The organism is Citreicoccus inhibens, assembly GCF_019039035.1.
In the GTDB taxonomy this organism is placed as follows: Bacteria; Myxococcota; Myxococcia; order Myxococcales; family Myxococcaceae; genus Citreicoccus; species Citreicoccus inhibens.
In genome coordinates this window covers 12,065-31,683 of sequence record NZ_JAHNZT010000038.1, presented here as the reverse complement: position 1 = coordinate 31,683, position 19,619 = coordinate 12,065, and the positions used below count along the sequence as shown (strand labels likewise).

16 protein-coding genes are annotated in these 19,619 nt (G+C 71.0%); 9 read left to right on the top strand and 7 right to left on the bottom strand.

Annotated features, from left to right (window positions below):
- The first annotated feature begins 74 nt into the window (after positions 1 to 74).
- The 5 genes from holB (at position 75) to KRR26_RS30520 (ending at position 5,871) form a co-directional block, all read left to right on the top strand.
- The gene (holB, locus tag KRR26_RS30540; RefSeq protein WP_217081532.1) at positions 75 to 1,106 is read left to right on the top strand and encodes a DNA polymerase III subunit delta'; all 1,032 of its coding nucleotides are present in this window, start codon (positions 75 to 77) and stop codon (positions 1,104 to 1,106) included.
- Positions 1,107 to 1,114: 8 nt separating this feature from the next.
- Positions 1,115 to 2,419: a DNA polymerase III subunit delta gene (gene holA, locus KRR26_RS30535; RefSeq protein ID WP_120200880.1), complete on the top strand. Its 1,305-nt coding sequence runs from the start codon at positions 1,115 to 1,117 to the stop codon at positions 2,417 to 2,419.
- A 48-nt stretch (positions 2,420 to 2,467) separates the two neighbouring features.
- Positions 2,468 to 2,923 (top strand): methyltransferase domain-containing protein, encoded by a 456-nt coding sequence (locus KRR26_RS30530; RefSeq protein ID WP_120200800.1) that lies wholly within the window; start codon positions 2,468 to 2,470, stop codon positions 2,921 to 2,923.
- Between the two features lie 324 nt (positions 2,924 to 3,247).
- A complete protein-coding gene (locus KRR26_RS30525) occupies positions 3,248 to 5,143 on the top strand; it encodes a M4 family metallopeptidase (protein ID WP_120200798.1) in 1,896 nt (631 codons plus the stop codon).
- A 200-nt stretch (positions 5,144 to 5,343) separates the two neighbouring features.
- Positions 5,344 to 5,871 (top strand): AraC family ligand binding domain-containing protein, encoded by a 528-nt coding sequence (locus KRR26_RS30520; protein ID WP_120200796.1) that lies wholly within the window; start codon positions 5,344 to 5,346, stop codon positions 5,869 to 5,871.
- Between the two features lie 6 nt (positions 5,872 to 5,877).
- Here KRR26_RS30520 and KRR26_RS30515 read toward each other — a convergent pair whose 3' ends face one another.
- Positions 5,878 to 6,756 carry a pirin family protein gene (locus KRR26_RS30515; RefSeq protein ID WP_217081531.1) on the bottom strand — a complete coding sequence of 293 codons (879 nt, stop codon included), beginning with the start codon at positions 6,754 to 6,756 and terminating at the stop codon, positions 5,878 to 5,880.
- Positions 6,757 to 7,035: 279 nt separating this feature from the next.
- On the opposite strand from KRR26_RS30515, the gene KRR26_RS30510 reads away from it, so the two are divergent.
- Complete coding sequence (locus KRR26_RS30510) at positions 7,036 to 7,944, top strand: patatin-like phospholipase family protein (RefSeq protein WP_217081530.1); 909 nt, start codon at positions 7,036 to 7,038, stop codon at positions 7,942 to 7,944.
- Here KRR26_RS30510 and KRR26_RS30505 read toward each other — a convergent pair.
- Entirely contained in the window at positions 7,913 to 8,725 is an 813-nt protein-coding gene (locus KRR26_RS30505) for an NRDE family protein (RefSeq protein ID WP_120200789.1), read from the bottom strand. The genes KRR26_RS30510 and KRR26_RS30505 overlap by 32 nt on opposite strands.
- Positions 8,726 to 8,835: 110 nt before the next feature.
- Between KRR26_RS30505 and metG the strand changes: the two genes are divergently transcribed.
- The 3 genes from metG to KRR26_RS30490 are packed head-to-tail and all read left to right on the top strand — an operon-like array spanning position 8,836 to position 12,687.
- A complete protein-coding gene (gene metG, locus KRR26_RS30500) occupies positions 8,836 to 10,935 on the top strand; it encodes a methionine--tRNA ligase (RefSeq protein WP_120200787.1) in 2,100 nt (699 codons plus the stop codon).
- 1 nt (position 10,936) lies between these two features.
- Positions 10,937 to 11,914: a HEAT repeat domain-containing protein gene (locus KRR26_RS30495; RefSeq protein ID WP_120200784.1), complete on the top strand. Its 978-nt coding sequence runs from the start codon at positions 10,937 to 10,939 to the stop codon at positions 11,912 to 11,914.
- A complete protein-coding gene (locus KRR26_RS30490; RefSeq protein WP_217081529.1) occupies positions 11,911 to 12,687 on the top strand; it encodes a TatD family hydrolase in 777 nt (258 codons plus the stop codon). Before KRR26_RS30495 ends, KRR26_RS30490 begins: the two co-directional genes overlap by 4 nt.
- A gap of 7 nt (positions 12,688 to 12,694) precedes the next feature.
- On the opposite strand, the gene KRR26_RS30485 is transcribed toward KRR26_RS30490, so the two are convergent.
- From KRR26_RS30485 to KRR26_RS30465, 5 genes are all read right to left on the bottom strand, one after another.
- On the bottom strand, positions 12,695 to 14,668 hold the full coding sequence (locus tag KRR26_RS30485) for an HD domain-containing phosphohydrolase (protein ID WP_120200780.1): 1,974 nt from the start codon (positions 14,666 to 14,668) through the stop codon (positions 12,695 to 12,697).
- A 4-nt stretch (positions 14,669 to 14,672) separates the two neighbouring features.
- Complete coding sequence (locus KRR26_RS30480) at positions 14,673 to 16,187, bottom strand: 3'-5' exoribonuclease YhaM family protein (protein WP_217081528.1); 1,515 nt, start codon at positions 16,185 to 16,187, stop codon at positions 14,673 to 14,675.
- A 47-nt stretch (positions 16,188 to 16,234) separates the two neighbouring features.
- Entirely contained in the window at positions 16,235 to 17,374 is a 1,140-nt protein-coding gene (locus KRR26_RS30475) for a class I SAM-dependent rRNA methyltransferase (RefSeq protein ID WP_158611333.1), read from the bottom strand.
- Between the two features lie 154 nt (positions 17,375 to 17,528).
- Positions 17,529 to 17,915 carry a hypothetical protein gene (locus KRR26_RS30470; RefSeq protein WP_120200876.1) on the bottom strand — a complete coding sequence of 129 codons (387 nt, stop codon included), beginning with the start codon at positions 17,913 to 17,915 and terminating at the stop codon, positions 17,529 to 17,531.
- 45 nt (positions 17,916 to 17,960) lie between these two features.
- Positions 17,961 to 19,556 (bottom strand): NAD(P)/FAD-dependent oxidoreductase, encoded by a 1,596-nt coding sequence (locus KRR26_RS30465; protein ID WP_217081527.1) that lies wholly within the window; start codon positions 19,554 to 19,556, stop codon positions 17,961 to 17,963.
- Between the last annotated feature and the right edge of the window lie 63 nt (positions 19,557 to 19,619).

Genomic DNA, 19,619 nt, shown 5'->3' with positions numbered 1-19,619 from the left:
GAATCTCACCGCCCCGTCACGCCCAGGTCAATGCGGCGGTTGACGTGCCCGGCGCGAGCGGGGATACACCCCCCATGACGCTCGCCTCCGTGCTGGGACAGCCCCGCGCGATTGATTCACTCCAGGCGGCCCTGCGCGCCGGCGCGGTGCACCACGCCTGCTTGTTCGCGGGCCCCGAAGGGGTAGGGAAGGAGCGGGCCGCGGTGGGGCTGGCCATGGCCCTGACGTGCCCGGAGCGGCCCGACGAGGGCTGCGGCCAGTGCGGCAGCTGCGCGCGCGTCGCCCGCGGCCTGCACCCGGACGTCACGTGGCTCATGCCGGACGACGAGCGCGTGTCGCGTGGCCTCGCGGGGCGCTCGGACTTCACCGGCACGCCGAGCCGCGAGATTCGCGTGGAGCAGATCCGCCAGCTCCAGGAGCGCGTGGCGCTCCGGGGCCTGGAGTCGCGGCGCAAGGTGGCCATCATCGTCAGCGCCCAGGCGATGAACGTGCAGGCGCAGAACGCCTTCCTGAAGACGCTGGAGGAGCCGCCCGCGGACACCACGCTCATCCTGGTGGCGAGCGCCATGGACCGGCTCCTGCCCACCATCCGCAGCCGGTGCAGCAAGGTCCACTTCGGACCGCTGCCCGCCGGACTCATCGCCCAGCGCGTGCAGCAAGAGCGCAAGCTGGACGCGGCGACGGCGGGGCTGGCCGCGGTGATGTCGGGAGGCAGCCTCGGGCGCGCGCTCGCGCTGGACCTGGAGGCGCTGGCGGAGCGCAAGGAGGGGGTGACCGCCTTCGAGGCGCTGCGCGGCGATGACGTCCCGGCCCTCTTGCGGTTCGCGGACGCGCACGGCGGTTCACGCGACGACGCGGAGGGCATGTTGGACTTGTTGCTCTTGTGGACGCGCGACGTGGCGCTGGCGAAGGCCGGCGGTGAGCACCTGGCCAACGCGGACCTGCTGGCCCTGGCGCGCGAGGTGGCCGCGCGGACTTCCGAGACCGCGCTGCACCGCCGCCACGCGCTGCTGGAGTCGGCGCGGACGGCCATCGTCACGCGCAACGGCTCGCCGAGGCTCCAGTTGGAGCGGATGCTCATCGAACTGTTCCTGGAGGCGCGGTGAGCGCGGACATGGACGAGGTGTTGAAGGAGGTGAAGGACGGCCGCGTGTGGCCGCTGTACCTCCTGTGGGGCGAGGAGTTCCTGGTGCGCCGGGGCGCCGACGAACTCGTCAAGGCGCTGGTGCCGGATGCCGCCATGGGGCTCAACCTGGTGGCGCTGGACGCCGCGTCACCTCGCGAGGTGTCGCAGGAGGTGGCCACCCTGCCGCTGTTCCCCGGGCGCAAGGTGGTGCTGGTGCGCGACCCGGAGTTCCTCGCGCCCAAGAAGGGCCGCGGGGACGCGCTCGCCAAGGCGCGCGAGGCGTGGAAGGCGGGCAAGCGCAAGGAAGGCGCGCGGCGGCTCCTCGCGCTGGCGGGGCGCGCGGGCTGGGGCGTGGACAAGTTGGACCCGAACGCGGCGGGCGCGCCCACGGTGGAGCAGTGGAAGGAAGAGCTCAACGTGGAGCTGGCGGACGCGGACCTCGCCTTCCTCAAGGAGGCCGCGGCCTTCTGTCGCGAGGAGCGGATCAGCGCGCCGGAGGGAGACGCCTCGGCGTTGCTGGACCTCTTGAACAAGGGCGTGCCGGCGGGGCACGCGTTGGTGCTCGCCGCCACCGACGTGGACTCGCGCAACCCGCTGCTCAAGTTCGCCCAGGACAAGGGGCGGCTGGTCGAGCGCAAGGTGGCCGCGCGCCACAAGGACCTGGACCTCACGGAGCTGTCCCGCGAGTTCCTGGCGCCCTTCAAGAAGAAGCTGGGGCCCGGCGCGCTGGAGGGGCTCAAGGAGCGCATCGGCGGCAACATCCGCCTGCTCCAATCCGAGCTGGAGAAGCTGGCCACCTACGCCGAGGGCGCCACCATCGACGCCTCGGACGTGGCGCTGCTGGTGCATCACGCGCGCGAGGAGGAGTTCTTCGAGCTGACCGAGGCCCTCCAGAAGCGCGAGCTGCGCGCGGCGCTTTCCTACGCGGAGGACGCGATGGGGCAGGGCACGCACGCGCTGCAATTGTTGGGCGCGGTGGCCTCCATCGTGCGATCGCTCCTGGAGAACCACGCGTGGCTGGAGAAGTACGCGGGGGGCACGCCGCCGCGCACGGGCCGCGACGTGGAGTCCCGCATCCTCCCCAAGCTGGAGGCGGAGCTGAAGGCCACCAAGCGCAAGATGCCCAATGCCTGGGCGCTCGCGTTCGGCATGCAGGCCGCGGCGCGCTATGAGCGCCGCGAGCTGCTCGACGCGGTGGTGGCCTGTGCGGACGCCGACCTGGCGCTCAAGTCCTCCGGCAATGGCCGGCTGGTCATCGAGCGCCTGCTCTGGACGGTCTGCGAGCGGACCTAGGCCCGAAGAGGGATGCGCCGCCGGGCGCTCTCGGATAGAGGGGGGCGCATGGCGGACAAGCGGCGCTTCGACCTCTTCGCGGACCTGCTGGTGGAGCGCTTCCCGAGCGCGTCGCGCATCTTCGACGTCGCGGGGGGCCAGGGCCGGCTCAACGAGGCGCTGACCCAGCGGGGCCGCACCGTCACCACCTTCGACCTGCGTCACAAGCACCTGCCCGTGCGGCATTACGCCCAGCGCATCTTCACGCTGGACGAGCCCTGCGAGGCCGAGCTGGTGGTGGGCATGCACCCGGATGGCGCCACCCGCGTCATCATCGAGTACGCCGCGCGCCACCAGCTGCCCTTCGCTGTGGTGCCGTGCTGCTCCGACAACGGCATGCCCTACAACCCCTGGATGCGGCACCTCCAGGAACTGGCCCGCACGTCCGGCTTCCCCCACGTGGAGGAGCGCACCCTCTCCATGGACGGCCGCGCCCGCGTCGTCCTCGGCGCGTTCGTGGCCTAATCGGTAATTCGAGAGTCCATTTGAGCACAAGAAAAGTCCGCGAATTCTGGATTGTTTGAATCCAGGACAAGCGTCGGACGGGGTGTCGCGTTTCAGGACAGGGACGTGTTCTTCGTCAAAATCTTTAAGATTCGAGGACTTGCGAGCAAGGTTGTAACGATTCGATGCATCCCCTGGAACATTTCTGGGGCGGGCATGCGCCAACCAGGAAAGCTCGGACTTGTGTTGATGCGAGGTATTTCGCGCACTTAATGACTTGGCCTGAAGACTGCTAACAGCGGGCCTGCCACGGCGACACCCCCGCCGCCGGGCAGGAGGACCATCTTGGTTCGCACTCGTTTCGTCGCAGCTCTGCTGGCCACCATGCCGATCGCCGCCTGTGGTGTGGGCGACGCCGACACCAACACCGTTGACACGCCGAAGGTCGACGATGTCGCGGAAGTGCAGCACGCCCTCAGCGCGATGCCCGGCGCGAGCATCGCCGGCTCCAACGAGGACGGCACCCCTCACACGCTCCTGGGCCACCTGGGCACCGCCGACCGCACGCTGTCGGGCTTCGCGCTCGCGGACGTGCACCACTCCATCTCCTCCGCGATGCCCTCCATCGCGTCCGCCTTCCGCCTGAACGCCGACGACCTCAAGGTCCGTCGCGTGAGTGTGGATGAGAAGGGCACCTCGCACATCCGCTACAGCCAGACGCTGAATGGGCTGCCGGTGGTGGGCGAGGAGATCGTCGTTCACGTCGACCGCGACGGGAACATCTTCATGGCCAACGGCTCGGGCCGCAGCGGCGCCACGCCGTCGGCGCGCGCTGGCATCGCCTCGCAGGCCGCGACCGTGGCGGCCCTGCGCGCCACGAAGGGCACCCAGCTGTCCGTCCAGGGCGAGCCCCGGCTCGTCTACGTGCGCGACCAGAATGATCAGCAGATCAAGCTGGCGTACGAGGTTCGCGTCGTGGGCCAGGGCGAGGGCATGCCCCTGCGCAACCGCGTCTATGTGAACGCCGCGGATGCCTCCATCACGCAGAACGTTCCGGAGATCCACACCGCGCTGAGCCGCCAAGTGTACTCGGCCGGCAACAAGGTCGTGCAGCCCGGTACACTCAAGCGCAGCGAGGGCCAGGCGGCCACCGGCGACGCGGTCGTGGACACGAACTACGACATGCTGGGCTACACGTACAACTGCTACAAGACGAACTTCAACCGCGACTCGTACGACAACCTGGGCCACACGTACATCAGCACGGTGCACTACGACGCCAACTACGTGAACGCGTACTGGGACGGCACCCAGATGGTGTACGGCGATGGCGACGGCGTGAACTCCGGCCCGCTGGGCAAGGACGGCGACGTCACCGTGCACGAGCTGACGCACGCCGTGACGGAGAACGAGTCCAACCTCACGTACTCCGGTCAGTCCGGTGGCCTCAACGAGGCCATGTCCGACACGTTCGGCGCCTACTGTGAGAGCTGGCAGTCGGGCACGTGGAGCACCAACGCGGACGTGTGGATGGTCGGCGAGGACATCTGGACGCCCGCCACGCCGGGCGACGCGCTCCGCTACATGAACGACCCGAAGAAGGACGGCGCGTCCATCGACTACGCCTCGGACTTCACGTCCAGCACCGACGTGCACTACAGCTCGGGCGTTCCCAACCTGGCGTTCGCGCTGCTCTCCACGGGCGGCACGCACCCGCGCGGCCGTTCGTCCATCGTGGTGCCGGGCATCGGCGTCCAGAAGGCCGGCGCCATCTGGTACAAGGCCAACACGGACCTGTACACGGCGGGCACGACGTATGAGCAGGCCAAGGCTTGGACCATCCAGGCCGCGCAGCAGCTCGGCTACGATCAGGCCACCCAGGACGCCGTGAAGGCCGCCTGGGAGGCGGTGGGCGTGGGCGTGCCCATCACCTGCACCACGCTGACCAACGGCGTGGCGAAGACGGGCCTGTCGGGCGCCAGCGGCTCCAACACCTACTACTGCATCGACCTGCCGGCCTCGAAGGCCTCCACGTACACGCTGAGCGGCGGCACGGGCGACGCGGACATGTACATCAAGTTCGGCTCCGCGCCGACCACGTCCTCGTATGACTGCCGCCCGTACCTGAGCGGCAACAACGAGTCGTGCTCCGCCGCCGCGAAGACGGCCGCGGGCCGCATGTACATCATGCTCCGTGGCTACTCGGCCTACAGCGGCACGTCGCTGAAGGCCGCGTACTAGTCGTCCTTCCCAAGCGGCGCGCTCGGACCTCCTGTTCGAGCGTGTCGCGGGGAACACCGCCTCCGGCGCCTCGTGCGCTGGGGGCGGTGTCGTTTGGAGGACGGCTCGCTTCCTGGGGGAGGCTTGCTGCGGTGACGAGGCCTCCGCATCTTGCTTCGCGGTCGGCTCCCTTCCGGGAGCTGCGCCGGGGAGCCAGGGGCATGGAGGAGAGTGAGGCGCAGCGCGCGGGGCAGGTCTGGCGGCCGGAGGCCTATCCCGGGGTGTGGCTCTATCGCGTTCAGGGGCGCCGGCTCACCGAGGCGCCGCACGTCCATCCGGAGCTGCAACTCACGCTTGACTCGGCCCAGCTTCAGGAGGGGATGTCGGGAGGGCACCACTGGCTGGCGCCGCCCGGCAGCCTCGTCGTCGTGCCCCCCGGCGAGGTGCACCTGCTGCGCGCCGAGGGCGGCCGGCCGGGCATGCTCTACGGCCTGATGCTGCCGCTGGAGGCGCTCTCCGAGGCCGTCGCCGCGAGCGGTCTCCACACGCCGTGGCATGGGCTGCGCGACTCGGTGCTCGGCTACCCGCAGCTCGCGCGTGACTTCGTGTCCTTGCATCGCGCGCTGCGAAGTCCGGGGCATTCGCCCGCGGTGGCCTCGCGGCTGCGTGCGTTCCTCGCGGCCCTCGTGGCACGGTTGGCCCCGACGGACGCGGAGCCCTCCGCGCAGAGCACCGTCGCGCCGGGGTGACGTGCGTCACCCACGGCCGGCGGTGGACTCATCCTTCGGGACAATCTGGCCCATGCGCCCGGCCTGGTAGTCCTCGATGGCCTCGAGGATCTCCTTGCGCGTGTTCATGACGAACGGGCCGTAGCGCGCGACCGGCTCGTGGAGCGGAACGCCGCCGAGCAGCAGCACGTCCGCGCCCTCCGTGCCCTCGGTGGACAGCTCCACCGTGTCTCCATCTCGCTTGAGGAACACCGCGTCGCCCTCGGCCACGTCCTCACCCGCCACCTTCACGCGGCCGCGCAGCACGTAGGCGAAGACGTTGTACGCGGCGGGCGCGGGCTGCACGTGTCTGGCGCCCGGGGCGAGCGTGAAGTGCAGGTAGAAGATGGGCGTGCGCGTCTCGATGACGGCCTGCTGTCCCAATGCCTCGCCCGCGATGACCTTCACGCGCACGCGACCGTCCGCGCTGGTGCCCACGGGGATGCGCGCCGAGGGGACCTCCTGGTAGCGCGGCGCCATGCGCTTGTCCCGGCGGGGGAGGTTGACCCAGAGCTGGAGCCCCTCGATGCGGCCCCCTTGCTCCTGAAGCCTGCGCGATGGCATCTCCGAGTGCACCACGCCCGCGCCGGCCGTCATCCACTGCACGTCCCCCGCGCCGATCCTCCCCGAGCGGCCGGTGCTGTCCGAGTGCTCCAACTCGCCATCGAGCATGTAGCTCACCGTCTCGAAGCCTCGATGGGGATGATCCGGAGCGCCCTGGGCCTGCCCAGGCGCGTGCTCCATGGGCCCCATGTGATCCAAGAGCAAGAAGGGATCGAACGCGTCCAGGCTGGGCGTGGGGAAGGGCCGGCGGACTTCGAAGCCAGCCCCCTCCAGCGTGCGCCACGCGTGCGCCGTGCTGGCCACGCTGCGTCCCGCATTCGGAGCGGTGAGAGGGAGGGTCCCAGGGTTCGTTTCCATGCTGTCCTCGCGATGCGTCGCTCCCGCCGGTCCGCGGCAAGAGGCTGTCCCTGCTTGGAAGTGCATCCCAGGGGCCAGTTTCACGCGACGTGATTTCAGGGGCTTGGACGTTTGCCTGCTGAATTGGCTCTCAAAGTGAGAGTCAGTCTTCTCAATAGGGCGGCCCGGCGCTCCAGGCCCGACTGGGAGTAGGGTGCGCGGACGGAGTCCTCGTCGGAGGTGGGAATGGGTCGGCTGTTCGGCTGGGCCGTGCTGGCCGGGTGCGTGCTGCTGGTGGGCACGTCGTGTCATCGGGGGGCGGTGCGCGGCGCGCCGGAGCGCACGTGCGTGGTGCTGTCCGTGGGAGGCGCGCGAGGGTTGGCGCACCTGGGCGCGCTGGCGGCGCTGAAGGCGCGAGGCGTCCCGGTGGACTGCGTGGTGGGCAACAGCATGGGCGCGGTGGTGGGAAGCCTCTATGCGTCCGCGCCGGGCATGGAGCCTCGCGCGCGCTACCGGGCCTTCTTCACCGAGTATGAGCACCAGACGGCGGAGGCCGCGGCGGGGCGAGGCGTGGTGGGCGCCACGCTGGGCCTGCTGGCGGTGGCGCTGTCGGGCGGGGCGCTGGCGCCGGCGGTAGTGGCGGGCGTGCTGGGCGCGGCGGGCGGAGCGGCCACCGTGCCGCAGCTCAGCCACGCGCGCTTCACCCATGTCCTGGACACGTTCTACGCGGGGGCTCGCGTGGAGCGGCTGCCCGTGCCGTTCGCGACCTTCTACCAACAGCCGACCGCGGACGGGCTCACGCGGGTGACGGTGACGGAGGGCTCGCTGGCCGAGGCCGTGGCCGCGAGTGCCGCCAATCCGTTCTTGTTCAAGGACGCCACGCTGGAGCGCATCGATCCGGGCGCGGACCGCGTGTCCGCCGTCCCGGTGCACGACGCCTGCGTGCTCTTCCCAGGGGCGCGGCTCATCGCCATCAACGTGACGGGCGAGGCGGCCTTCTACCAACCGGGGCAGGGGTGCGAGGTGCGGGAGATTCGCGTCGACGTGGCCTCTCCCGCCGAAGACGCCTTCACGGGGACGGGCCCTGCGTTCGAGGCCGTGTACGCCGCGGGCTACGACGCCGTCATCGCGGCCCTGTCCGCGCGGCCGTTGTGAGCAGGCCGCTGACGTCCCGCCAGCCTCCCTGGCAGGGGGCGTTCTCCGTGGCCAGGTAGTGGCCCACCTGTCCCGGGGCCATTGCGATGAGCGCCGCGGAGCGCGTTCCGTATCCGGGAGTGTGGATGCACAGGGCCTGGAGCTGGCGGACGAACTCGCGCGGCAGGGCGTCTCCATCGAGGGCGGGCGGGAGCGCCTCCACGTCGGGCAGGGCGTGGTCCGCCAGCAGGGCCTTCAGGCCCTCGGCCAGCTCGGGCCATGGGCGCTGGGCCACCCGCGTCGCGAGCGAGCGGGCTCGCGCCACCTTGGGGATGTCAGGGGCGTCCAGCACGCCGTTGGGCAGCACGTGCACGCCGGGCGGGACGTCCTGTCGGAGCAGTCGCGCGGCCTCGGGGCGGGCATAGGCGACCCGGAGCGTCTGCGCGTCGCCGTAGAGGAGGTTGAAGGGCAGGAACGCGTCGCCGGGGAGGGTGTCCAGGTACTGGTCGATGGCGGCCACCGAGCCGGCCTGGAGCGCGCGGAGCACCACCTCGCCGCGCGAGCGGGCGGCCGGGCCCCGTCCTCCCGCGCCGCGCTGGTTCGTCAGCCCGACGTAGACGCCCCCGTTAGTGACTCCGGCCCACGTTCCACCCCGCTCCAGGTCCTTGCCTCCCACGATTCGGGGAGACTCGGAGAGCACCTGGGGGCCCGAAGCGGGGCGCGCGAGGAATTCATCCCGGTTGGTGGCGAGCACCAGCGGCCATTCCGGGTGAACGTGGCGGAGTATCACGAGGGTGCACATGCGTATCCGGTCGATAACACCGCCGGCGTCGAGGCGCAGCGGTCCCTCGCAACGCCAGCGATGACCTCGACCCTTCGAGCGGCTATTGTCCGCCGCCCTCAGGAGAGTCCATGGCGCAGAGAACCCTCGTCACCAGCGCGCTTCCGTACGCGAACGGTCCCATCCATATCGGCCACGTCGTGGAGTACGTGCAGACCGACATCTTCGTGCGCTTCCTGCGCTCGTGCGGCAAGGACGTCGTCTACTTCTGTGCCGACGACACGCACGGCACGCCCATCGAGATCAACGCCGCGAAGAAGGGCATCAAGCCGGAGGAGTTCGTCGCCCGCTTTCAGGACGAGCACCAGCGTGACTTCCACGACTTCGACATCCGGTTCGACAAGTTCCACTCCACCAATTCGCCGGAGAACCGCCACTACGCGGAGCTCATCTACGGGCGCTTGAAGGAGCAGGGCGACATCGAGCGCCGCGACATCGAGCAGACGTACTGCGAGAAGGACCGCCGCTTCCTGCCCGACCGCTTCATCAAGGGCACGTGCCCCAACTGCAAGGCGCCGGATCAGTACGGCGACGCCTGCGAGAAGTGTGGGAAGACCTACAACCCCACGGACCTGATTGATCCGCGCTGCTCGCTCTGTGGGACGCCCCCGGTCCGCCGCCACTCGGAGCACCTGTTCTTCAAGCTGTCGCGCCACGCGGACTTCCTCCAGACGCTCTTGCGCACGCCGGGCTTCATCCACCCGGGCCTCGCCGCGCAGCTCCAGGGCTTCTTCGAGAAGGGCCTGTCGGACTGGGACATCAGCCGGGACGGGCCGTACTTCGGCTTCGCCATCCCGGGCGAGACGGACAAGTACTTCTACGTCTGGCTGGACGCGCCCATCGGGTACATCGCCACGACGGAGAAGTGGGCCAAGGACACCGGCAAGGCCGCGAGCGCGCTGGACTACTGGGCCGCCGACGCCGACACGCGCATCATCCACTTCATCGGCAAGGACATCGTCTACTTCCACGCGCTGTTCTGGCCCGCCGTGCTGCGCGTGGCCAACTTCCACGTGCCCAATGAGATCAAGGTGCACGGCCACCTCACGGTGAACGGCGAGAAGATGTCGAAGAGCCGCGGCACGCTGGTGCCCGCGCGCGACTACCTGGATCAGCTCGACCCCAGCTACCTGCGCTACTTCTACGCGGCCAACCTGGGCGCGGGCGTGGAGGACCTCGACCTCAACCTGAAGGACTTCCGCAACCGGGTGAACGGCGAGCTGGTCAACAACGTGGGCAACCTGGCCAACCGCGCGCTGTCGCTCCTGGCCGGACCGCTGGAGAAGAAGCTGGCTCCGGCGCGCGCGGAGGGGGCTGGCCGCGCGCTGGTGGAGGCCGCGCTGGCTCGCGTGCCCGAGGTGCGCGAGGCGTTCGAGAAGCTGGAGTACCGCGTCGCCATCAAGGTCATCACGGAGATTGCCTCGGCGGCCAACGCCTTCCTGCAGGCGCAGGCGCCGTGGGCGCAGGTGAAGAAGGACGCCGAGGCCGCGCGCGCCGACCTGTCGGACGCGGCGGACGTGGCCTACCTGTTGGCCGCGTTGCTGGCGCCCGTGACGCCGCGCGTGTCGGAGAAGCTGTTCGCGCAGCTCAACGCGCCGCCGCTCACGTTCCAGGCGCTGGCCACCGCGAAGTACCCGTTGCTGGATCGCACTGGCGTCATCGGAACGCCGGAGCCGCTGCTGCCTCGCATGGAGGAGGAGCGCGTGAACGCCATCATCAAGGCGCCGGATGCTGCTGCGTCCGCGCCGCAGCCCCTCGCACCTGAGACGAAGAAGGAGACGCAAGTGGAAGTCCCTGCCGCCGCGCCTGCCGTGACGACCGAGTCCGCTGCCCCCGCGGTGCCGGCTGACATCGAGTTTGGTGACTTCCTCAAGGTGGCGCTCAAGACCGGCAAGGTGCTGGCGGCGGAGAAGGTGAAGAAGGCCGACAAGCTCCTGAAGCTCACCGTGGACCTGGGCGAGCCGGCGCCGCGCACCATCGTCTCGGGCATCGCCGAGGCCTTCGCTCCCGAGCAGCTCGTGGGGCGCAACGTGGTGGTGGTCGCGAACCTGAAGCCCCGCAAGATCATGGGCATCGAGTCGCGCGGCATGCTGCTGAGCGCCGGGCCGGGCGGCAAGGACCTGTCCCTGTTGGATCCGGGCAATGTGGCGCCGGGCAGCGAGGTGAAGTGACGTGACGGACTGGCGTGCCGAGCGCGACCGCGCCTTGCTCGTGCTGGAGGGCGACAAGCGCCCGGCGACGCGAGCCGAGGCGGCCCGAAGTCTCTTTCACCTGGGTGCCGAGGATGCGGCGCGCGCGCCGGAGCTGGGCGCCGCGCTGGCTCGGCTCCTGGCGGACGTGCAGCCGGAGGTGAGGCGCTCCGGCGTCAGCCTCGCGGCGGTGGTGCTGCCCCCCGAGGAGCTGCCGGACACGCTCTTGTCGCGCCTGCGCGACGACGACAGCGGCGTGCGGCTGGAGGCCACGGGGCGGCTCGCGGACCTGGCGCTCCCGCAGTCGCGGGGTGCGCTCGCGGGGATGCTGGAGGATGACCTTCCGCAGGTGCGCTTCGAGGCCGCGCGTGGCATCGCGGCGCTGAAGCACCCGGCGGGGCTGGATGTGCTCCTCGCCGCGCTCGACGAGGAGACGCTGCGCTTCCGGGCCCTGGGCGCGCTGGCGGAGCTGGAGGACGCGCGAGCGCTGCCCGCGGTGAAGCGACTGTTCGGGAAGTGGCTGCTGCCCGCGTTCGACAAGACGCAGGCGGCGGGCGTGCTCGCCAAGCTGGGCGACCCCGAGGGCGCGACCTGGTTGTTGGAGCGCACGCGGCGCGGCCGGTGGAGCGCGGACCGCGCCCTCGCGGTGGAGCTGTGCGGCGAGCTGCGCGTGCCGGGGGCCCTGGAGCGGCTCAAGGCCATCCTGGATGACGGGAAGGATGCCGCCCGAGGCGCGGCGGCCCGGGGCCTGGGCCGCCTGGGAGATGCCCAGGCGCTGCCCTGGTTGCTGGCGCTGCTGGACGACCGGGGCGCCACCGAAGACCTCCGGTTGGACGCGGCGGACGGGGTGTGGCGCCTGGGCGGCAGCGAGGGGCGCGAGCGCATCCGAGCGGCCATGTCCACCTTCACCTCCGCCGAGGCACGGCTGGAGCTGACCGACTTGTTGGAGGAAGAGCCATGAAGCTGGTGGATGCGCACTGCCACCTGGAGCCGAAGGACTTCGCGGAGGTCGGGCCGGTGTTGGAGCGCGCCCGGGCCGCGGGGCTCGTGCACGCGGTGCTCGTGGGGCAGTTCCACGGGCCGGGGAACTGGGGCAACGCGCTGGAGCTGGCCGCGGCCCACCCGGAGTTCCTCTCGCCCACGCTGGGCATCCATCCCCACGAGGCCGCGCGCGTGACGGAGGAGGACTTCGCGGTGCTGGAGCGCACCTGCGCTCGGCCCGAGGTCCGCGCGGTGGGCGAGGCGGGGCTGGATTACTACTACGACAACTCGCCGCGCGAGGTGCAGGCCACCGTCTTCCGGCGGCAGTGCGCCCTGGCGCGCGCGCTGGGCAAGCCGCTGGTGGTGCACGTGCGGGACGCCCATGACGACTGCGACCGCGTGCTCGCGGACGAGCGGGTCACCCACGGCGTCATCCACTGCTTCACGGGGGACACGGACGCCGCGCGCCGCTACCTGGACCGAGGCTTCTTCCTGTCGCTGTCCGGCGTCGTCACCTACAAGAAGACCGAGGCGCTTCAGGACGCGGTGCGCTTCGCGCCGTTGGAGCGCCTCCTGGTGGAGACGGACAGCCCCTACCTCGCGCCCGTGCCGCACCGGGGTCGCAAGAACGAGCCCGCGCACGTCGTGGAGACCGCGCGCAAGGTGGCCGAGCTGAAGGGGGTGTCGGTGGAAGAGGTGGCCGCGGTGACGACCGCCAACGCGGCCCGCCTCTTCTCACTGCCGCTGCGCTGAGCCGCCCTCAGGCCGCGGTGAGGGCTCCGGCCAGGGCCTCCAGGTCCTGGTCCAGGTGCGGCATCTCCAACAGCAGCGCGTCCGGGTCGTACTGGAAGTCCGCCTGCTTCATGCGCAGCAGCGCCTGGAGCGCGGGCTCTCCCGCGTGGCCTCCGAAGGAGGCGTAGACGACGCGGCCGTGCTCCAGGTGCAGGTAGCCCTCCAGCGTGTGGTGGCGCAGCTGGAGTCGGCCGCTCTTGCGACCGCCGCCCAACGTGTGGAGCAGCTCGCGGGGCGGAAGCTCGTCGAAGCTGCCTCGCACCACGCGGCCTGGGCCGTTGTGCAGCACCCGGTCCTCCAGCATGGCGCGCACGGCCTTGGCCACCGCCGGCTTGTCCGCCGGGGTCAGCACCGCCGTGGCGCCCGCCATCAGCAGCCGGTCGCGCGTCGCGGCGTCGGGCTCGCCCACCACCGCGATGGGCAGGCCCGCGCTCTCCGGCGTCGAGCGCGCCACCTGGAGCAGCTCCAGCACCTCGGTCTGTCCCAGGCGCAGGCTCACCACGAGCACGTCGCAGTCCTGCCGAGCCAGTCCGTCCAGCGCGCCATCCAGCGTGGAGAGGGCGTGCGCCACCAGGTCCTGCTTGAGCACGGCCTCCAGCAACTCGCCGCGCGCCGCTTCGTCCTGCTCGGCGATGAGGACCTGCCGGCCGTCGCTGGCCAGCCGGTGCCGCAGCAGCTCGCCGCTCTGGAGCTGGCAGACGATGTCTGCCACCACGGGGTCATAGAGCACGCCCGCGTTCTTGCGCAGGTGCTCCAAGGCCTGCTCCTTGGTCAGCACGCGACCGTGGGCATTGCCCGGGTTCTTGGTCAGCTCCAGGAAGCTGTCCACGGCGGCCAGGATGCGCGCGCCCAGCGTGATGTCCTCACCCTTGGCGCCCTGGGGCGTGCCCGAGCCGTCCCAGGCCTCGTAGAGCTGCGCGAGGATGGTGTTCACCTGCGCGGGCAGGTGCACCGTCTCGAACAGCTTCGTCGGCGCGCGGCAGCTCGCCTTCGCCTGGGCCTTCCACTCGGGGTTGGCCGCGTTGCTCGCGAGCGAGAAGTGCCGCTCGGAGGGCTTGCCCAGGTCATGCAGGTACGCGGCGATGGACAGCGCCGCCAGCTCCTTGTGGGGCATGCCCATGCGCTGGCCGACGATGCCCGCCTGCCGCGCCAGCTGCGCCGAGTGGCCGCGGTGCCGTGGCCGGTCCTGCTCCAGCACGCCCACCAGGATGCTCAGCGTCTCCACGTAGTCCGTGTCGCTGATGAGTCCACGCGGCCCGCCGGGCTCACGCCGTTGGGTCGCCGAGCGCGCCGAGGGCGTACCGCCGCTCGGTCGCTGCAACCGCATGCGCGCGTCCGTCTCCAGCCGCATCTGCATGCTGGGCACGCCCCGGCCGGTGGTGGTGCTGCGCCCGGTCTGCCCCGTCTCGTGCACGCCGGTGTTGGAGGGCGTGTCGGGGCGGCGAGGCGCGGCGCCCGGCGTGGGGCCTCCCTCGAGCAGCGCGGTGAACGCCGTGGGGTCGCCGTAGTAGTGCTTGCGGATGGCCGCCGCGATGGCGCTGCGCAGGCCCACGTACGCGTAGACCTCCGACATGCCCGTGACGAGCGCGATCTCGTCCAGCAGCGCCTGGTTCTGCGGCTCGGCCGCCACCACGGACAAGAGCTGGCGCTCCGGATCCACGGCCAGCGGGAGCACGTTCTGCGCCTCCGCCAGCCGCACCGGCAGCTTGTCGAGCACCTTGGTGTCGATCTTCGCCTTGGCCAGCTTGTCCGCGCTGACGAAGCGGGTCTGGAACTCCGCGGCCAGGAAGCGCAGCAGCGCCGCTTCCTGGAGCAGCCCCAGGTCCACCAGGCAGTCCCCCAGCTTGTGGCCGGTGATCTTCTGGTGCTCCAGCGCCTGTTCCACGGCCCCTGGGGTGGTGAGGCCGGCTTCGATCAAGCGCTCTCCGAGCCGCTTTGCCATGGTGTCAGCCTTCCGAAGAACCCTCGCCCTCGCCGCCCGCCTTGGGCGACTCGGGGGCCAGCGACGACAGCGCGCTGAACGGCTTGAACGTCAGCTCCTTGGGGAGGCTGTTCGGGTCGCGCGGCGGACGCTCCTCGCGAGGCGGACGCTCGGCGCGGGGCTCGCGCGGCGGGCGGTCCTCGCGAGGCGGACGCTCGGCGCGGGGCTCGCGCGGTGGGCGGTCCTCGCGCGGCGGACGCTCCGCGCGCTCCTTGCGGCTCTCGGCCGGCGTGCTGGGCGCCTCGGCGGGAGTGCCTCCGCCCGCGTGCGGGGCCTTGTTGTCCCCGCGGGCCTTGCGCTTCTCCTCGCGGCCCTTGCGGCGGCCACCGCCCTCGACCGGCGCGCGACCGCGCACGGTGGGCACCGGGCCCTTCCAGAGCTGGCGATCGTAGTGGCGCAGGTTCTCGGTCCACTTCTCGTTCGGGTCGCGCTGCATGGCCTCCACCCACGAGGCGATGCGCGAGTCGAGCGAGTCGAGCGCGTGGACGATGTGCGCCTCCAGCGTCATCGGCACCTTGGGGCTGCCGTACTCCAGCTGGCCGTGGTGGGCGAGGACCAGGTGCGTCAGGTGCTGCTCCAGCAGCGGCGGGAAGCCCGGGATGGCCAGCGACTTCTCGCGGATCTTCTGGGCGGTCATCACCAGGTGGCCCACGAGGCGGCCCTCGTCGGTGTAGTCGAAGCCCTTCTCGGGGGAGATCTCCCCGACCTTCATCACGTCGTGCAGCAGCGCGCCGGCCAGCAGCAGGTCCCGGTCCGCCATGGGGTAGTGGTCCGCCACCCGCAGCGTCAGGCGCATCACGGAGAGCAGGTGCTCGGCCAGTCCGCCGCGCCACGCGTGGTGCACGTTCTTCGCGGCCGGGGCGATGGGCAGGCCCGCGGCGATCTGCGGATCATCCAGGAAGGCGAGCAGCAGCTGCTTCACGAACGGATCGTTCACGCGGTCCGTGACCAACTCGCGAATCTGCCCCACGGCGCGCGCGCCCGCGGGGCCGCCCTCGGACTTCGGCTCGGGGCGAGGCTCCTTGGCCTCCTTGGCCTCGCGCGGCTCCTTGGCCTCCTTGGGCTCCTTCGCCTCGGGGGCGGGCTTGGCCTCGGCCGGCGGGGCGGGGGGCGGCTCGAACTCGCGGGCATCGAGCGGCTCGGGGTCCAGGCGCTCCACGCCCTCCACGACGACCTGGGGCCGGCCGTGGAAGAGGATGACGCTGCCCTGGACGAGGACGAAGTCGCCCTTCTGGAAGGCGGGCTCGATGGTGTCGAGCGTCTCGAAGACGCGGCCGTCGACTTCGCCGCTCTTGTCGACGAACGTCACGGCCAGGAAGACCTTGCCACTGCGCGCCGTCACCTTCTCCTTCTTGGTGACGCGGAAGACGGTGTTGACTCGGTCCTTCTCACGCAGATCGGCCGCATACACCTTGCGGACGGTCTCGACGGAAGCCTCCGGGGTGGGATTCGCGGTCTGGGTCTCGTTGTCGTTGGTCATCGCGGCGCGGACACTACCACCGAGCAGGGCCCTGGGGGCGAATGGAGTCAGCTCACCTCCAAGGCCACGGCGTCGAGGGTGTCGACCCCCGGGGAGCCCACGGGGGTGGGATGGTCCGGAGGCAGTCCCAGGCGCGCCAGACGGAAGGCCGGCCGGGCCTCCTGCTCACACGCGCTGGCCACCAGCGTGTCGAATTCACCCGGGGCCAATGGGGGACGGTAGCCCACGACCAGCAGGAACCCGCCATGGCGGGTGCGTTGGAGGGCACCTCGCATGCGCCGCACGAACTCCTCCGCGCCCTGGAGCCCAGGGGTGTCCAACAGGACCAGGTCGAAGGTGTCCGTCAACTCCGTGAGCGTCTCCAGGGGTTCGCCGCGCGCCACGGTCACCCGCCCCATGAGGCCGTTGGCCTCGGCGTTCTCCCGCGCGAGGTCCGCCGTGTCGGGATCCGCGTCGAACGCGAGCACCTGCCGAGCGCCATGCAGCCCCGCGTGGACGAAGAGGCCGCCCACGCCGCACGCCGCGTCCAGCACGCGCGTCCCCTGCGCCAGGTGCGCCACGAAGCGGCGCAGGTCCCTCAGCGCGTACGGGTAGCCGGTGCCTCGGCCGTAGGTGAGGTCCACCGTGAAGCGCGCGCCCATCTCCAGCAGGCGGAACCAGCGGGGCGGGGTGCCGTACAGCACATGGGGCCGTTGCAGCGGCAGGCCCAGGCGTCGGCGCCGGAGCGTGTCGTTGCGCAGCAGCACCGAGCTGGCGCCCGCGACCTCGCCCAACGCACGCGTGATCTCCTGATGGCGCGCGTCCATGGAGCGGGTGAGCGTCTGGATGACGAAGTGGCTCTCGTAGCGGTCCACGATGAGGCCGGGCAGGCTGTCTCCGTCATCGTTCACGATGCGGCAGAAGCGCGGGTCATCCACCCACTGCGCGCGCCGCTCGAAGGCGTGGCGCAGGTAGCGGGGGATGGGGCCTTCCTCCACGTCGTCGGGCAGGCCCAGCCGCCGCACCGCGGGCGAGGCCTCCAGGTCCACGTCGCCCAGGCCCAGCACCTGCCCGTCCTCGTCGCGCAGCTGCACGGGCTCGCCGGGCTGGGGCGTGCCTTCCATGGAGACGATGTCCTCGCGGCGCAGCCAGGGGCTCCCATGGCGCAGCCGCCGAGCTGCTTCGCGAGACAGGTAGGTGCTGTACACGTCGGCGTCCTCCCCTGGTCGAAGCCGAGGCGCGGGCCTGTCCGCGGGGCATCCGCCAGGGGGAAAACATGGGCCGCGCGGGTCGCGCTGGCGGCGAACGCCGGGCCCCCGCTCCGAGGGGCAGGGGAGGGAACAAGCCGGGCCGCCGAGCCAGCTAGCGCCTGGGTGTGGCGGGGGCGCCCGGCCGGACGTACGCCCGGTACGCCACGCGGGTGAACAGCGAGGCCGTCAGGAAGGCCAGCACGATTCCAATCACCGACGTCACGTACAGGTGGCCGCGGAGCAGGAGGATCGCGGCCACCGTCCCCATCAAGACCCCGAGGCCCACGGTGTAGATTTGAGCCCGGCGTGCCAGCAGCTCCTGGGTCTTGTCCCGTGCATTCGCCAGCGCGGGGATGGAGCCGGCGTGACGCCAGGCCGAGGCGCCCTCTTCGCGCACCTCGTCCTCGGGGGAGATGAGCCCCTGGACATAGGCCTGCTCGACGTCGCCCAGCGTGGGGTAGGTCAGCTCACCGTCCGGGGTCCGCACCTGATAGGGCATGGCCATCGCTCCTCGCACGAGCCTCCCCCGGTCCACGGGGAAAGCTCAAGTCAGCTCGGTCGCAATCTGCTCAGCGATGCGCAGCCCATCAATGGCCGACGAGACGATGCCGCCCGCGTAGCCGCAGCCCTCGCCCGCTGGGTACAGGCCGCGCATGGACACCGACTGGAGGTCGTCGCCGCGCGTGATGCGCAGGGGCGAGCTGGTGCGGCTCTCGATGCCGATGAGCTTGCCCTCGTCGCTGATGAAGCCGCGCATCTTCCGATCGAACGTGCGCAGCGCGCCCTTGATGGACTGGGTGAGGCGCTCGGGGAACAGGCGGTTGAGGTTCTCGTGCGCCAGGCCCGGTCGGTAGCTGGTGCCGCCCGGATCCTTCGTCACGCGGCCCGCCAGATAGTCCGGGATGGTCTGCGCCGGCGCGAAGAAGCGGCCGCCGCCCAGCTCATACGCCTTCTGCTCCCAGTGCCGCTGGAAGTTGAGCCCCGCGAGCGGGCCGGTGAAGCCCTCGCGCTCGAAGTCCGCCACGGACACGGAGACGACGATGCCCGCGTTGGCGTAGCGCGCGTTGCGGCGCGAGTTGCTCATGCCGTTGGTGCACTGGAGCCCCTCCTCCGTCGGAGTGGGCACCACGATTCCGCCGGGGCACATGCAGAACGAGTAGATGCCGCGCACCTCGCCGTCCACGTCCAGGTTCTCGGCCAGCTTGTAGTCGGCGGGGGGCAGGCGCGGATTCTTCGCCGCGGCGCCGTACTGGATGCTGTTGATGAGGGCCTGGGGATGCTCGGCGCGGAAGCCGAGCGCGAACGGCTTGGCCTCCACGCTGACGCGGCCATCGGTGGCGAAGCGCTCGTACAGTTCGCGCGCGGAGTTGCCCGGCGCCAGGATGACCCGGTTGCTCTCCAGCGTGCGGCCATCCGAGAGCTTCACGCCCGCGATGTGGCCGTCCTTGTAGAGCAGGTCGTCCACGCGCGTCTCGAAGTGCACCTGGCAGCCGCCCGCGATGAGCTCCTCGCGCAGCCTGGCCACCGCGCCCGGCAGGAGGTCCGAGCCGATGTGCGGCTTGCCCTCAATCAGGATGTGGTCCGGCGCGCCGTAGCGGGCGAACGCCTCGATGACCTTGCGCACCATGGGGTGGTTGATGCGCGTGGACAGCTTGCCGTCCGTGTACGCGCCGGCGCCACCCTCGCCGAAGTTCATGTTGCTCTCGGGGTCGAGCGTGCCGTCACGCATGAGCTTGGCCACGTCCTTGCGGCGCGTGATGACCTCGCGGCCTCGCTCCAGGAGGATGCTGCGCACGCCGCGCTCCAGGAGCCCCAGCGCGGCGAACAGGCCCGCGGGCCCCGTCCCGATGACGATGGGCCACTGCTCGGGCTCCTTCACCCGGGGCTGGGCCTCGGGAGGAGGGGGCGCCTCGCCCACGTCGGGGGGCAGGCGCGCGGGCTTGCGCCCCTTCGCGAGCTCCACCTCCAGCGTGTAGATGTAGCGCGGGCTGCCCTTCTTGCGAGCGTCCAGCACCGAACGGATGACGCGCACAGAAGCGAGGTCGCTCCGGGTGACGCCCAGCTTCTCCGCGGCGCGCTGACCGAGCAGCTCCTCCGGCTCGTCCAGCCACAGCCCGATGTTGTTCACCCGATACGCCATCTGTTCCGCTCCTGGTGGGGGCGCGTATCTGCTCCACCCTGTTGAAAGAATGCAAGCACTTGA